General features: G+C 58.2%; 10 protein-coding genes. 6 read left to right on the plus strand and 4 right to left on the minus strand.

What is annotated here, in order from left to right:
- Position 1: 1 nt before the first annotated feature.
- Entirely contained in the window at positions 2 to 607 is a 606-nt protein-coding gene (locus DR88_RS07410) for an FMN-dependent NADH-azoreductase (protein WP_025862111.1), read from the minus strand.
- A gap of 103 nt (positions 608 to 710) precedes the next feature.
- On the opposite strand from DR88_RS07410, the gene DR88_RS07405 reads away from it, so the two are divergent.
- Positions 711 to 1,619 (plus strand): LysR family transcriptional regulator, encoded by a 909-nt coding sequence (locus DR88_RS07405; protein WP_004149434.1) that lies wholly within the window; start codon positions 711 to 713, stop codon positions 1,617 to 1,619.
- Positions 1,620 to 1,701: 82 nt separating this feature from the next.
- Here DR88_RS07405 and DR88_RS07400 read toward each other — a convergent pair whose 3' ends face one another.
- Positions 1,702 to 3,489, minus strand: coding sequence for a sigma-54-dependent Fis family transcriptional regulator (locus tag DR88_RS07400; RefSeq protein WP_032443962.1), 1,788 nt, complete (start codon positions 3,487 to 3,489; stop codon positions 1,702 to 1,704).
- Positions 3,490 to 3,752: 263 nt separating this feature from the next.
- Here DR88_RS07400 and exaC point away from each other — a divergent pair, with 263 nt between their 5' ends.
- The 5 genes from exaC to DR88_RS07375 all read left to right on the plus strand — a co-directional run bounded on the left by exaC (position 3,753) and on the right by DR88_RS07375 (position 11,107).
- A complete protein-coding gene (gene exaC, locus DR88_RS07395; protein ID WP_025862110.1) occupies positions 3,753 to 5,273 on the plus strand; it encodes an acetaldehyde dehydrogenase ExaC in 1,521 nt (506 codons plus the stop codon).
- Between the two features lie 701 nt (positions 5,274 to 5,974).
- Positions 5,975 to 6,556, plus strand: coding sequence for a fimbrial protein (locus tag DR88_RS07390; protein WP_004145710.1), 582 nt, complete (start codon positions 5,975 to 5,977; stop codon positions 6,554 to 6,556).
- A gap of 194 nt (positions 6,557 to 6,750) precedes the next feature.
- Positions 6,751 to 7,413 (plus strand): fimbrial biogenesis chaperone, encoded by a 663-nt coding sequence (locus DR88_RS07385; RefSeq protein WP_004185341.1) that lies wholly within the window; start codon positions 6,751 to 6,753, stop codon positions 7,411 to 7,413.
- A gap of 36 nt (positions 7,414 to 7,449) precedes the next feature.
- On the plus strand, positions 7,450 to 10,005 hold the full coding sequence (locus DR88_RS07380) for a fimbria/pilus outer membrane usher protein (protein ID WP_050511152.1): 2,556 nt from the start codon (positions 7,450 to 7,452) through the stop codon (positions 10,003 to 10,005).
- Positions 10,006 to 10,012: 7 nt separating this feature from the next.
- A complete protein-coding gene (locus DR88_RS07375) occupies positions 10,013 to 11,107 on the plus strand; it encodes a fimbrial protein (protein WP_004149425.1) in 1,095 nt (364 codons plus the stop codon).
- A gap of 12 nt (positions 11,108 to 11,119) precedes the next feature.
- On the opposite strand, the gene DR88_RS07370 is transcribed toward DR88_RS07375, so the two are convergent.
- A complete protein-coding gene (locus DR88_RS07370) occupies positions 11,120 to 12,148 on the minus strand; it encodes a fimbrial protein (RefSeq protein ID WP_002914263.1) in 1,029 nt (342 codons plus the stop codon).
- A 2-nt stretch (positions 12,149 to 12,150) separates the two neighbouring features.
- The gene (locus tag DR88_RS07365) at positions 12,151 to 14,688 is read right to left on the minus strand and encodes a fimbria/pilus outer membrane usher protein (protein WP_004149424.1); all 2,538 of its coding nucleotides are present in this window, start codon (positions 14,686 to 14,688) and stop codon (positions 12,151 to 12,153) included.
- Positions 14,689 to 14,695 lie beyond the last annotated feature (7 nt).

A 14,695-nucleotide genomic window follows, 5' to 3' on the forward strand; every position in this document is an offset into this window, starting at 1 on the left:
CTCAGGCCGGAACGGCGAGCCGGGCAATCTGTGCCCGGGCGCTGGCGATCCCGGCGTCGCGACCATGCGGGCGATTGTCCAGCCCTTCGGCATAGATAAATTCCACCTCCTCGATCCCCATCAGCCCCAGTACCGCGCGCAGATAGGGCGTGACGGCATCGGTAGTTTCTCCCTGGTGAATACCGCCGCGGCTGCTGACGACCACCGCCCGGACGCCCTCCACCAGCCCCTGCGGCCAGCTCTCGGTGTAGCGAAAGGTTTCCCGTGCCCGTGCCACGAGGTCGAACCATTTTTTTAGATCGGTCGGGACGTTGAGGTTATACATCGGCGCGCCGATCACCAGCAGGTCGCTGGCCTTTAACTCGGCGATAAGCTGGTCGGAGAGGGCGACCGCCTTGCGGATAGCAGGCTGCGGATCCACTGCCCCGCGCAGGGCGGCGAACAGGGGGCGATCCAGCGTTGGCAGCGCCATGGCGCTGAGATCGTGTTCGATGAGCCGATCGCCGTGTCCCGCCGCCTGGCGCGCCGCGAGAAATTCGTTAATCAACTGATTGGTCAGGGATGTTTCGCCATTAATGCTGGATTTTAAAACCAGAACGTTAGCCATGATGAGTGCCTCAAATGAAAGATAGAAGCAAAGACTAACACTGTCTTTTTTGTCTCAGGAGTGACATTATTTTTCCCTATTGTATCCCATAAGGAACCAATCTGTGCGCGACGATCTGAATGCGATCCCGGTATTTGTCACCGTGGTCGAGAGCGGCAACTTTGCCAGCGCGGCGGCGATCCTCCATGTGACGCGTTCGGCGGTGGGAAAAACCATTGCCCGGCTGGAAGCGCGTCTCGGCGTGGCGTTATTCCAGCGTACCACCCGACGGCAACTGCTGACGGAAGAGGGGGAGCAATTCTATCTCCAGTGCCGGGAAGCGCTGGAGCGCATCCGCGAGGCCGAAGAGACGCTGCAGCGCGGCAAAGATGAGGTGCAGGGGCGGCTGCGGGTGTCGCTGCCGGTGCTGTTTGGCCAGCGCTGCGTGGCACCGCTGCTGTTCCGCCTCAGCCAGCGCTATCCGTTACTGAAGCTCGAGCTCCACTACAGCGACCGGCAGGTCAATCTGCTGGAGGAGGGGTTTGATCTTGCGGTGCGTATCGGGAGCCTGGCCGATACCGGGTCGCTGCGGGCCCGTGCGCTGGGAGAGCACGGCATGGTGCTGTGCGCGGCGGCGGAGTACCTGCGCCAGCAGCCAGCGCCGCAGACTATTGCCGGGTTGAACGAGCACCGTACCCTCGGCTATCTGCACAACGGCCAGCTGCAAAAATGGCAACTGTATGACCCGCAGCAGGGCGACGTGCGCTTCAGTCCGCAGACGTGGCTGATACAGGATGATTTTGCCGCCATCGCGGCGGCAGTGCAGCAGGGGATGGGCATCGCCTGGCTGCCGGACTGGCTGGTGGCGCAGGCGCTTGCCGATGGGACATTGCAGCAGGTGTTGGCGCCCAGCGCTCAGGTGCGTTTCGCCATCCACGCGGTATGGCCGGAGGGGCCGTGGCTGCCGCAAAAAACGCGGGCGGCGATCGATGCCCTGCGGGAAGGGCTACCTCTTACCGCAACACCTGGTTAGCGCAGAGAGATATAACCGCCATCTATGGCGGCGGAGGTTTTCCGACAGCGTGCAAGCTACCGGCGCGCTTTACGCCATAGCCTCAGCGACGAGGCCGTCCGGCACGGGCGGCACGGCGGTACAACGTGCTGCGGGCGATACCCAGTATCTGCGCCGCCCGGCTGACGTTGCCGTTGACCCTGGCCAGGGTATCGACAATCAACTGCTCATCATGGGCCTGCAATCCCCCGCGCGGCAACGGCGCAGGCGTGGCGCGATACGCCTCCGGCAGCGCGTCGGGCGTCAGCGTGTCGCCCTCATCGGCGAGAGCCAGCATTACCTTCAGGACGCTCTGCAGCTGGCGTACGTTTCCCGGCCACGGCAGCTGGCTGAGGTGAACCAGCAGCGCGTTTGAAAGCGTCACCCGGCGTGAAGCACCGCCCAGGTCGTGCCACAGGGTGGCGATAAAGGTTTCCAGCGCCGGCCACTCGCGCAGCGGAGGCAGCGCCAGGGCGTATTCCCGCAGGCGCCACAGCAGATCTTCACGGAATTCTCCGGCGCTGACCCGCTGGGTCAGGTTGCGGTGGGTGGCGCAGATCAAGGCGAAATTCACCGGCACGCTGCGACTGGCGCCCAGCGGAGCGACCTCTTTCTCCTGCAGGACGCGCAGGAGGCGGGTCTGCAGCGCCAGCGGCATATCGCCGATCTCATCAAGAAACAGCACCCCGCCGTCAGCCTCGCGGATTTTACCGATATAGCCATTTTTGCTGGCGCCGGTAAACGCCCCCGGCTGGTAGCCGAAGAGCTCGGATTCGATCAGCGATTCCGGAATGGCGGCGCAGTTAATGGCGACAAATTTACCGCTGCGCCAGCGGCTGTGCCGGTGCAACGTGCGGCTGACATACTCTTTGCCGCTGCCGGTTTCTCCTTCAATGCACAGGGCGATGCCGGCGTTGAGCAGCCGCAGCAGCTTTTCGCCTTCGCGCGGACTGGTAAAGGGGAGATGCATGGCCGGCGGGGCGCTTACCGCCACCCGGCGGCGGGTGGGCGCCCGCAGGCGATAGTGGTAGCGGTCCTGCGGCGTGGTCAGCGGCAGCGGGACGCTGACCGCCGTTTGCGTCAGCGTCGGAAAAAGCGAGGCAAAGGTGAGCTGGCCAAACTGCGCTGCGCTCAGGCCGAACTCGCGCATCGCCAGCCGGTTGCCGGCGGTGAGGACGTTGTCGGAAAAGACCAGCAGCAGCTCCTCGACGCTGTCGAGTTTGTCCACCTGCCGGTGCAGGCTCATCAGCCACTGCTCAGGATGCAGACTCTGTTTCACCCACAGATATTCAATTTGCTTTGCCGCCGCTTTTACCCAGCCAAAGGTGTGCTGGTGGGGAAAATTCGCCGGGCCGGAGATATCCAGCACCCCGGCGATGCTTCCGTCCGGTCGCTGGAGCGGCATCGCCGCGCAGTACAGATTCTGGTTGCGGGTAAGAAAGTGCTGGCGGCCATCGATCTCGCAGCCATCGTCAATCGCCAGCGCGGTGCCGATGGCGTTGGTCCCGCGCCCGCTTTCACTCCACAGATTGCCGGGAGCCAGCGCCACGCGCTGGGCCTTTTGCAGCGCCTGGGTATCGCCGAGAGTATGCAGCACCAGGCCGTCGGGGTCGGAAAGGATCACCACCGACTGCAGGTCTGCGACCTGGCGCGACAGGGCTTCCACCACCGGCTGCGCCAGCTGCTGCAGGCCGCGGTGGCTGGCGAGCCGGTCCGCCAGCTCGCCGGCGCCGAGGCGGGGAAAATCCTCGGTGGCGGGATCCAACCCGTAGCGCTGGCAGCGAGACCACGAATCGCTCAGCAGGGGATTCGCATTAACCTCTGGTGCGAGAAGAAAGGGATTGCCTGCCACAGGGCACCTCTGGGTCGATGTTGCTGTGTTGCAATATTGTAGCTATTTGGTGTATTTGGTGTTGCGATTTGCAACACATAAGTGGAAACCCGTGCGACAGTGGCTGACCATCTGCTCGGTTAGTGAAGGCAACGTATTAATAAATAAAAATATTTAAAGAAAATAAAAAACTGGCATAACCCTTGCAAAGTGAGAAGCGTTCGGCGGCAAACTTAAAAAATCAATATGCCGCTGCGTCTCAACCCTACAGAAGGAGATTTGCGATGCGTTATGCACATCCTGGCCAGCCCGGCGCCGTGGTTTCATTTAAATCGGCTTACGGCAACTTTATTGACGGTAGATTTGTCGAGCCGCTGAGCGGTGAATTCTTTATGAATACTTCGCCGGTCGACGGCAGCAACATTGCGCAGTTTCCCCGCTCGGATGCCAGAGACATTGACTTCACCCTCGACGCCGCCCATCGCGCGGCGCCGGCGTGGGGTAAAACCTCAGTGCAACAGCGCTCCAGGCTGCTGCTACAGGTCGCCGATCGTATTGAACAGCATCTGGAATATCTGGCGGTGGCGGAGAGCTGGGACAATGGGAAACCGATCCGCGAAACCCTGAATGCTGACCTGCCGCTGGCGGTGGATCATTTTCGCTACTTCGCCGGCTGCCTGCGCGCTCAGGAGGGAAGCACCGCCGAAATTGACGAAACCACGGTGGCCTATCATTTCCATGAACCGCTGGGGGTGGTCGGGCAGATTATCCCGTGGAACTTCCCGCTGCTGATGGCCGCGTGGAAGCTGGCCCCAGCCCTGGCGGCGGGGAACTGCGTGGTGCTCAAACCGGCGGAACAGACGCCGCTAAGCATTACCCTGCTGCTGGAGCTGATCGGCGATCTGTTCCCGGCCGGGGTGCTTAACGTGGTGCAGGGTTTCGGCAAAGAGGCGGGCGAGGCGCTGGCCACCAGCAAGCGTATCGCCAAGCTGGCGTTTACCGGCTCCACGCCGGTCGGGCGGCATATTCTCGCCTGCGCGGCGGAAAATATTATCCCCTGCACCGTCGAGCTGGGGGGGAAATCGCCCAACATCTACTTCGCCGACGTGATGGACGGAGAAGAGGAATTTATTGAGAAGGCGGTGGAGGGGCTGGTGCTCGGCTTCTTCAACCAGGGTGAGGTCTGTACCTGCCCGTCGCGGGCGCTGATCCATGAATCCATCTATGAGCCCTTTATGGCACGGGTCATGGAGAAGGTGGCGCAGATCCGCCGCGGCGATCCGTTAGATACCGACACCATGATCGGCGCTCAGGCTTCCCGCCAGCAGTTCGACAAGATCCTCTCCTATATTCAGATTGCCCGGGAAGAGGGTGGGCAAATTCTGACCGGCGGCGAGCGGGCGGCTATCGCACCGGCGCTGGATAATGGCTTTTATATTCAGCCTACGCTGATTAAAGGTCGCAACGATATGCGCTCCTTCCAGGAGGAGATCTTTGGGCCGGTGATCGGGGTGACCACCTTTAAGGACGAAGCGGAAGCGCTGGCTATTGCCAATGAGACCCAGTTTGGTCTCGGCGCCGGGGTGTGGACGCGGGATACCAACCTCGCCTATCGCATGGGTCGCGGCATTAAAGCCGGTCGCGTGTGGACCAACTGCTATCATGTCTACCCGGCGCATGCGGCGTTCGGCGGCTATAAACAGTCCGGCGTCGGGCGGGAAACGCACAAGATGGCGCTGGATGCCTATCAGCAAACCAAAAACCTGCTGGTGAGCTACGGCACCGCGCCGCTGGGCCTGTTCTGAAGTCCATCTCATTTCTGACCGATCCTCAGTCCGCAATCCATTCGGGTTGCGGATTTTTTTTAACTTCAAAATAACCATTCGAAGAGGGTGGTTATTTTGCCGGCGGCAGCGCCCATGTATTTATGTCACTTATGTATTGGCTTTCACTTGAAAATAAAAACACTTCCATAATAAGGGATTAGCGGGTGGAGGTGGCGCACCCTGGCGCCGTTTGTGTAGAAATTATGAATATTAATACCAGGAAAATTCCTAATTTTCGTGTACGCTCTGACGAGCGCACAATAAAACAAGACGAATTTTTGAACAATTGTCTTTAAATTTGTTAATTGAATTGCTCTGTTGTTGTTTAAAGGTATTTGAATTTCTTTTGTATAGATATGTAAATTAACATTGAAAAGCCATTTCAAAAATTAAATATATGGCGAGCATAGCTATTAACTTATAGTTAACATCTTCCCGGGTTGCCTTTTGATACTTCTGGTAATATATTTATTTCGCACATCAAAATAACTCTTTTTTCTTCTTTTTGTTATTCATGGCCATCTATTGGCGAAATAAGGCAGAGTAGAGGGGGATGTGCCTAATATCCTGCGGAAGGAACGCAACGTACATTTACAGGGAGGAGCTGACGAGCCGTTTCGTGATAGCTTTAGGGCTATTGTCGATGATGGAAAATATGTTCGTTAACGATGAGATAAATAATGAAAAAACAACCTCGCTTTATAACCATCCTCATAGGAGCGCTGCTTTCTGGCGTAGCCTTGCAGGCTACCGCGGCCAACACTATCAATCCTGACTCGGGCACCAGTTCGGAAGGCGCCGGCGGGCAGGTCATCTTCAATGGGTCAATCACCGACAGCTCTTGCAACGTCGATAGTAGTTCTAATGGCCAGAAGGTTGATCTGGGCAAATGGGCCAGCAACTATTTTACCGGCACTGGTTTTGAAACCACCAAAACCCCCTTCCATATCAAAGTGAAAGATTGCCCGGCCAGCGTGACTACGGTCGCCGTGCTGTTTGACGGCGCGCGCGATCAGTCTGATAACTCCCTGCTGGCCATCAACGGCGGCGCCAGCGGCGTAGCGATTAAGCTGTATGAGCACGATCGGTCGACGGCTGTCAGCCTCGGTAAAACGTCAGCCAAACAGACGGTCACTCCGGGTACCAGCGGCGGCACCGGCTCTGCCGACCTCGAGTTTTACGCCGACTATATCTCCACCGCGGCGACCGTGACGGCAGGTAAAGCCGACGGTACAGCTAATTTCAATATGATTTATAACTGATCTAATTGCGCGTTATTCAGAGTCAGCCCACTGCGTCTTGATTAATTACAGATAGCTAAAGTGTTAATTGTCATGAAGTCACGAAATATATTCGTGACGGTATAGTTGTTTTTGCTAATTATCCCGTCGAGTACTGGCTCTGTTATTCACTGCTTTATTTTGTTGTCTGTTCAACTTTTACCTGATGGTAAGTCATGATGAAGAAAATAATTGCCGTTGCGGCTTTTCTGCTGTGCACCACGGCAGCGCAGGCCGGTATTGTCATGGGTGGAACCCGTGTGATTTATCAGGAAGGGAAGCGTGAAGCCGCTATTTCAGTCACCAATGCCGATACCCATACGCCCTATCTGGTGCAGTCGTGGGTGGAAAATTACGCGGAAAACGATAAGGCCAGGGTGCCCTTCATTGTAACGCCGCCCTTGTTCCGTCTCGATCCGGAGCAAAATAACGTTCTGCGGATTAACTTTATTGGCGCCTCGCTGCCCCGCGACCGTGAATCGGTCTTCTGGCTGAACGTCAAAAGTATCGCCCCGACGCCTCAGGGCGAGGTGAATAAGCTGCAGGTGAATATTAAATCGAAATTCAAAATCTTCTATCGCCCCAACGACCTGGCGGGCGACCCGGCAAAGGCCTGGCAGCAGCTGAAGTTTAGCCAGTCCGGCGGTCGGCTGACGGTGATAAATCCCACTCCCTACTTCGTCTCTTTTTACGCCGTCGAAGTGGGCGGGCAAAGCATCGACGATCCCGGCATGGTGGCTCCCTTCGGCGAGAAAACGTGGCCGGTGAGCGGGCACGGCACCGTCAAATGGCGGGCGATTAACGACTACGGCGGCGTCAGCGATTTCGCCCAGCAGTAATTCCCCTTTTTGATGAGCTTACCGGACGGCGCCAGCATGAAAAGAATAACAACAGCCAGGGTGCGGGAGTATGCCTTGTTGCCCGTTACCGCCGGGCGGGCGGTGGCGCTGGCGACGGTGCCGACGATGATGTTTTGTCTCAGTCCGTTGAGCCGGGCGATGGCCGACGACTATTTTGACCCGGCGGCGCTGGAGTTTGCTGACCCGCAGCAGCAAACCTCCGATCTGCACTACTTCGCCAAACCCGGCGGCCAGCAGCCGGGGACTTACTCTGTCACCATGGTGGTTAATGACCAGGAGCTGGGTCAGGCTGATATCACGTTTGTTGACGATGGCGGGCAGCTGCGCCCGGTGCTGACGCCCGGTCAGCTGGCGGAGTATGGCGTCAACGTCAGCGCGTTTCCCGCCTTTCAAGCGCTGCATGAAGGCGAAACCTTCACCCGGATCGAGAAGTTTATTCCCGACGCCAGCAGTCGGTTCAGCTTCGCTAACCAGCGCCTGACGCTGAGTATTCCCCAGGCGGCGATGAACGTGCAAAGCCGCGGCTATGTCGATCCGTCGCGCTGGGACGATGGCGTGCCGGCCGCGTTTGTCGATTACTATTTTTCCGGCGCGCAAATAAAGAACGCCGACGAAGGGGAGAGCAGCCGCTCAAACTATCTCAATTTACGCAGCGGCCTCAACCTGGGCGCCTGGCGACTGCGCAACATCTCCTCAATGCAGTATGACCAGCAGCGCCGGCACTGGGATACCCAGAGCACCTGGCTGCAGCGCGATGTCCGCTCGCTGAAGAGCTTGCTGCGGATCGGCGATACCTACACCACCGGCGATGTGTTTGACAGCATACAGTTTCGCGGCGTCCAGCTGATGTCTGACGATGAAATGCTCCCGGACAGCCAGCGCGGCTTTGCCCCCACCATTCGTGGCGTGGCGCACAGCAATGCCAAAGTGACCGTCTCTCAGCACGGGTATGTGATCTACGAGACCTTTGTGTCGCCGGGGGCGTTCGCCATCAGCGATCTCTACCCCACCTCGCAGAGCGGCGATCTGGAGGTGAAGGTGACCGAGAGCAATGGCGCGGTGCGTACCTTTACCCAGCCCTATTCCGCGGTGCCATATATGCTGCGCGAAGGGCGCGGCAAATTCAGTCTCAGCGCCGGCCGCTACCACTCCGGGGGGGAGTCGGTGCGCTCGCCGGAATTTCTGCAGGGCACTTTGTTCTACGGTTTGACGGCGGGATTCACCCTCTACGGTGGTACGCAGCTGGCCCGGGACTATCAGGCGTGGGCGCTGGGCCTGGGCCGCGGTTTTGGCGAGTTCGGATCGCTGGGAGGGGATGTCACCCAGGCCGTCACCCGTACGCCGTCGGGCAAGCGCTATACGGGCCATTCGCTGCGCGCTCAGTATCAGAAAAATTTTGTCAGCTCGGGCACTGCGTTCAGCCTCGCCAGCTATCGCTACTCGTCAAGCGGCTATTACGATTTTGCCGAAGCCAGCGCCCTCGAAAGCGCCCAGGGGCAAGTAGACAACCGGCGTCGCCGGGAAGAGCTGTCGGTGTCGCAAAGCCTTGGTGGCCTGGGCAGTCTGGCGGTTTCCGCCTGGTCGCAGGAGTACTGGCATCGGCAGAGTCGGGATGAGACGGTGCACCTTGGGTTCTACAGCGCCTGGAAAGGGATCTCCTGGGGCGTGGGCTATTACTACACCCGCGCCAGCGGCCAGCAAAAAAATGACCGCTCCTGGTCATTCAATATCAATATTCCGCTGGGTGGTCCGCTGTCCGACAGCGCGGTGAGCTACAACACCACCTCGGACAGCAATGGCTATACCTCGCAGCAGATGTCGCTGTATGGCGCGGTGCCGACGCGGCCAAATCTGTTCTACTCGGTTCAGCAAGGTTATGGCAACCAGGGACGAGGCAGCAACAGCAGCGCCTCCCTGGACTACCACGGCGGCTTCGGCAACGCCCAGATCGGCTATCGCCATGACGCCGCCAGCAACCAGTTGACCTGGGGAGGCGCCGGCTCGGTGGTCGCGCATCCGCACGGCGTCACCTTCGGCCAGACGGTGGGTGAGAGCTTCGCCATCGTCCGGGCGCCGGGGGCCGCCGGCGTGGCGGTGCAAAACGGCAACAATGTGCACACCGACTGGCGCGGCTATGCCGTGGTGCCCTCCCTGACCGCCTACCGGAAAAATGTCATTACCCTCGATACGGAGTCGATGGCCGACGACACCGACGTCGACCAGCAGGGGCAGACCGTGATCCCCGGCGGCGGCGCGGTGGTGATGGCCAACTACCAGACCCACATTGGCAACCGGGTGCTGTTTACCCTGCGCAATGCCCAGGGGCCGCTACCGTTTGGCGCCAGTGCGCGGCTGGTCGAGGAGGAGGAGAGCGGCAATCCGCCGGGCGGCATGGTGGCCGACGGCGGCCAGGTGTATCTCAGCGGTGTGCCGCAGGAGGGAACCCTGGCGGTGAGTTGGATCGTCAACAACCAGTCGCAGAGCTGCACGCTGCATTTTCATCTTCCGGATAACCCACAGCAGAGTCTGAATACGGTGAAAACCGTCTCCGGACTGTGCCAGACACGCTGAGGCGGCTATGAAATCTGTTTTTCGTCAACTTCCTTTCCTCTTTCTGCTGGGGCTGAGCGCCTATCTTCCCGGCGTGCGGGCTGAAACCTGCCGCGCAAATATCGGCCAGACCACGGTCAATATTCCTAATATCAAGTATTTACCCACGCTGCCGGCCAATACCCAGATGACCAGCGCGATGGCGGATAACGGCAGCGGGATCCCTTTTTCCTGCGACCTGCAGCTGCCGACGGCGAGCGCCAAACGCATCGTCTATAAGCAGCTGAAAACCGGCGGCTCGCCGATGGTGATTAACGGACAGCATGTCTACCCCAGCGCTATCGACGGCATTGGTTACGCCCTCAGCTTCCAGTGCGCCGGCGGCCCGATGCGTGCCATCGATGGCAGCCACTCCGCCGGCGGCGAGTCGGTGGTGGTATGCGACAGTGCGACGCTCCCGGCGCTGATGACGCAGCAGCAAACCACGGTGAGGATTGCGGTAACCTTCTATAAAACCGGAACGGTGCAACTGGCGGACGGGACGCATACCAACTCGCCGCCGCTGCCGCAGGTGGGGGAGATGACCATTGAACAGCAGACCAGCGCAAGCGCCAGCTTTGTCGCCAGCGCGCCGGTCAGCATCGATATCGCCGCCCTGAATGTGGACATTGGCAGCAGCGGCAGCTGCCAGGTAGCGACATCGACGATCCAGGTCAGTCTGGGTACGGTTAACCGGGGGGAGTTTCATGGCAAAGGGACTACCGGCGGCCAGGCGAAGCGCTTTTCGATTCCGGTCTTCTGTCCGACGCCGACCGACGTGCGCATCGGCTTTTTCGGCGTCAGCGTGGAGAGCGATACCCTGGCCCTGAGCCAGGCCAGCAACAGCGCCAGCGGCGTCGGCGTGAAGCTGACCTACGGCAATAACCCCGGTGCGGCAGTGCCCGACGGCACCAGCGTTAAGATCAACGAGGCCAGCAACTTGCCGATCCTGAAAAGGGTGACCGGCGCCAGCGCCGGTACCGCCGAGGCGATCAATTTCAACGCCCAGTATGTGCAGACTGACGCCACGGTGGGAGCCGGTACGGCCAACAGCATGGTGACTTTCGCCCTGGAGTATAACTAGCCTGGGGCGGCGTTATTCAAAGGTCACGGTGATTTTGGCGGTCGCGGAAAAAGGCCCCAGCTTCGGCGTTCTCGACAACCAGAGCAGCCCCGCCGTATAGGTGCTCGCGAGGGTCGCGCCCGTTGCCAGCGTAAAGTGAATCGGAGCATTCATCTCAATAAGGGGATGCATGCTGGCGTTTGGCGAGATGGCAATGCCGAAGCCGCTGTCCGGCTGCGGCAAAATAATGGCGCTCTCCTGTATCGTATTAGTGGTGCTAAACGTAGCAAGCATAGGTTCGGTCCCGCAATCACTGCCGTTACCCTGCTTGACCAGACCATAGGTGACGGTAAAGGGGCGTGTTTTTTCATAGTAGCCCGGTCGGGCGTTACCGGCAGGAATATCGCCAAAGTTAATTTCGCTTGGCGAAATAGATACCGTGGGGACGCAGGCCATTGTTCTGATACGGTTCAGGCCGGTAATGAAAAGATTATAGTTGGCGCCAGCGGTGCCGTTGCGTAGACCGCCTTGGCCATCTACCTGAAAAAGCGACAATTTTAGGTTATCGTCTATTTTACCTTCCCCGGTCACTCTGCGGCCCGTCGAGATGATATAGACCTGGTAAACCAGGCTGAATGTCTGCCCAATGGCCGGGGACTTACAGGTATTCCCGCTTTTATCACACAGCGTCGCCGGGCCAATCTCCACCGATTTTTTATTTTGTAGCAGATAGTCGATGCCGTTGTAAGTAATGCCTACCTGGATAAAGTCGGGCAAGCTGCTGGCTTTATTTTCCGGATCCAGCCAGAAATAGGCGCTTTCACCGTTCGGAAAATTATCGGTATCTTCGCAACTGAAGGTGGCGGTAATAGGGCTGGAGACCCATATCTTTTTATTGGCAATAAGCTCGCTGCTGGAGACTTTAATGATGCTCTCGATATTCACGACTTCGCTGATCGTGGACGAGGTGGTCTTGCAGGTCAGCGCCTGCGCCGGGAAGGCGCTCAGCATGAACAGAACTGAAAGCCATGTCAGAAATAACGTATCGCTAAGTCGGCGCATAATTACCTCGAGGGGGTTACTGTGCAGATTAAGGATAATTCACGCCAGGCCGTCGCCTGCTGAGGCTCCTGGCGCAGTTCGGGCAGGGTGATTTCGCAGCTTTGCTGGTGCGTTTCGCCCCATTTCATCTGCAGCTTTTCGCCTGAATCGACTCCGCTGACGTAAACTTCTCCTCCCGGGCCGACCAGACCATTGCTGATCCCACTGGCGCGATAGAGCTCGGCGCCCAATGGTGGATAGCTGCCGTCGGCGAGGGTGGTGTGGATCAGCACGCTATATCCCCGGAACGTATCAAAGCGCACCCGGGTGATTGCCCCGCGGGTAGGCACGGTATCCGCCACTGCGTTAGGGACATCAAGAAAGGCATCGAAGTCCTGAGGGTTGAGCGCGACAGAATTGACCCGATAGGGAACGCTTTGTGGTACGACAGCGTAGCCGAAGGGATCGATGCGCACGCCGGTCTGATTCTCTATCCCTACCCCCTGAGCGTCTTTGGCCTCCACCAGCGCAAAGGTTGAGCCCAGCGGTTGCGAGAGGGTAACGCCGCCGCGGTGTGCCACCACGCCGCCGCTCAGATTCAGACTCGCCTGACGATGGCTTTTGCTGTAGGCGTAGCCGGTATACAGATTACCGTACTGGCCGAGATAACCCAGGCTGGCGCTGTTGGTGCTATGGCTGGTGTCATCATAGGCGCTGGTGACGGCCCAGCTCAGGCGATCATCATCGAGCAGCGTGCCGTTTACCCCAGCCTGCCCGGACGTGCCAGACGATTTACTGTGGGCGAGGGTAAATGCGGTATTGATCCGGCGGTTTTCTTGCAGAGTAAAAGGGATGGAAACGCGCAGTGTGATGCTATTGTCGTCATGGGTGAAGTGGCTACGCGTATTCTGATAGTACAGACCATAGTTCACGTTATGGATAGTGCTGTTAAAGCCCGCCTGCAGCGAGATATCGCTTCCTGAGCTATTCCAGTAATTTTGCTGGCTGAAGTTAAGGAAGAAAGCGCTGTTCTTACCGAGAGTTTGCCGGGCAGAAATATCAAAGCGATGCTTTTTATTATAAAACCAGGACGTGTAATAGTGTTGGGGAGCGCTTGCCTGCCAGCTTTCGTCTTCGTCAGAGGGCCAGTAATCATTTTCGTACAGGCCATTGTGCCAGCGTCGACGCTCGTTAACCGCATCGCTGAGGCTATAATAACCTGCCGTTGAGTAACGGTAACCCGCGATTTGAAAGTCGGTCTTGCTCGATAAAAAGGATTTAGCATACAGAAAACGCACGCTCCCTCCCTGCTTGCGCTGGCCACTCGCTAGCGTCGTTCCCGCCAGCGTATAGTCGGCTGAGAGGGCGCCAATCTCCCCCAGATTGCTACCGACGCCAAAGGCGCCGGCGCGATAGTTCTCCGCGGCAAGGGCGCCACCGTATAGTGTGAAGGTATTATTCAGGCCATAAGAGAGCGAGCTTTGCATCAGGGCGGGGGCATAGCCGTCAGCGCCGTCATGATACTTACCCGCCGACAGCTGATAATTCCATTGGCCTGCCCGCACCAGCTGTGGCAGGGTGGTGTAGGCGACAGTAAAGGTCGTCTGGCTACCGTCGGCTTCAATGACGGTTACGTAGAAATCACCGCTGCGGTTAACGGCGCTGATATCATTTAGCTCAAAGGGACCGGCTGGGACGTTCTCGCTGTAAATCAGATAGTTGTTCTGCCGAACTTCCACCCGGGCATTGCTGTTGGCCACACCGCGAATGACCGGCGCGAAGCCGGTCTGGCTGCTGGGGCGCATTTCGGCATCGGTGCCAAGCTGTACGCCGCGAAACTGGACGCTATCGAAGACGCTGTTGTCGGTACTGGTCTGGCCGACGACAAGCCGGCTGCGCCAGGGAATAATGTTCGTTTCCGCCCAACTGGCGATGCTTTGCCACTTATCCGCCTGGCCGCTGAACTTATTCCAGTAGGCATTATTGCGCAATCGCCACGATGCAATATTGATCCCGCTGTTTAGCGAAAGATATTGATACTGGTGGCTGCCCCCGTCGCCATTATTGGCATCGGTAGAATAGCTGTAGTTGACGAAAGCAGCGTTAATACCTTCATCAAAGCGCATGGGGGAAACATAGTCGCGAGGATAGTGCTCAATATATTGCTGAGGGATATGAATGATCAGCCGATGATTAGCGATATCCAGTTGTTGCTCTGCCTGGCGGATCGTCTGCGACAGCGCGAAACAGGGCTGGTGGTCATCGTCAATCTTTACTCCATAGCGGATATATTCCGCCGCGCTCAGGCAGGGGGCCAACCCGCCGTGTGCGCTATCCTCTGAGAAGCGAACGGGGCGACTGTCCACCAGCAGATCGTTAATGTAAATATTAACGTCATAGGTGCCCGGCATGACGTCGCCATCGCTGGCGACAAACTGATTAAAAGCCAGCGGGTCGATACCGTTCACAAACTGGGCATTATAGCGTTCCGCACTGTCTGCCGGTAACGTGATGGAGATTAACCATGCGCTGGCAAAATAGCGTAATTTACTATCGTCCATCACTCTA

This window comes from Klebsiella pneumoniae (genome assembly GCF_000742135.1).
GTDB classification, from domain to species: Bacteria; Pseudomonadota; Gammaproteobacteria; order Enterobacterales; family Enterobacteriaceae; genus Klebsiella; species Klebsiella pneumoniae.

Coding starts and splice junctions, on each gene's coding strand:
- DR88_RS07385 (WP_004185341.1), top strand. CDS start 6,751: ATGATGAAGAAAATAATTGCCGTTGCGGCTTTTCTGCTGTGCACCACG.
- DR88_RS07410 (WP_025862111.1), bottom strand. CDS start 607: ATGGCTAACGTTCTGGTTTTAAAATCCAGCATTAATGGCGAAACATCC.
- DR88_RS07390 (WP_004145710.1), top strand. CDS start 5,975: ATGAAAAAACAACCTCGCTTTATAACCATCCTCATAGGAGCGCTGCTT.
- DR88_RS07380 (WP_050511152.1), top strand. CDS start 7,450: ATGAAAAGAATAACAACAGCCAGGGTGCGGGAGTATGCCTTGTTGCCC.
- DR88_RS07370 (WP_002914263.1), bottom strand. CDS start 12,148: ATGCGCCGACTTAGCGATACGTTATTTCTGACATGGCTTTCAGTTCTG.
- exaC (WP_025862110.1), top strand. CDS start 3,753: ATGCGTTATGCACATCCTGGCCAGCCCGGCGCCGTGGTTTCATTTAAA.
- DR88_RS07375 (WP_004149425.1), top strand. CDS start 10,013: ATGAAATCTGTTTTTCGTCAACTTCCTTTCCTCTTTCTGCTGGGGCTG.
- DR88_RS07365 (WP_004149424.1), bottom strand. CDS start 14,688: ATGGACGATAGTAAATTACGCTATTTTGCCAGCGCATGGTTAATCTCC.